Annotated in this window: 1 tRNA gene and 1 rRNA gene; both read right to left on the minus strand. The window is 44.7% G+C overall.

What is annotated here, in order from left to right:
• Window positions 1–63 (minus strand): 16S ribosomal RNA (locus EVJ33_RS15355); the annotation flags it as partial.
• Window positions 64–169: 106 nt separating this feature from the next.
• Window positions 170–246 (minus strand) — tRNA-Pro (locus EVJ33_RS15360).
• Window positions 247–295 lie beyond the last annotated feature (49 nt).

A 295-nucleotide genomic window follows, 5' to 3' on the forward strand; every position in this document is an offset into this window, starting at 1 on the left:
GACTTGCATGTATTAGGCACGCCGCCAGCGTTCGTCCTGAGCCAGGATCAAACTCTCCAAAGAATTTGATATAGCTCTTTAAAAATGACGAAGCTTGCGCTTCATTCAAAAATTGTAAAACATTTTTGCCTCATCGTTCAGTTTTCAAAGACCAAATTGAATTAAGAAATGGTCGGGAAGACAGGATTCGAACCTGCGACCCCTTGGTCCCAAACCAAGTGCTCTACCAAGCTGAGCTACTTCCCGTTATAAATGGTGCACCCTGAGAGATTCGAACTCCCGGCCTTTAGATTCG

This window comes from Exiguobacterium sp. SL-10 (assembly GCF_004337025.1).
Taxonomy (GTDB): Bacteria; Bacillota; Bacilli; order Exiguobacteriales; family Exiguobacteriaceae; genus Exiguobacterium.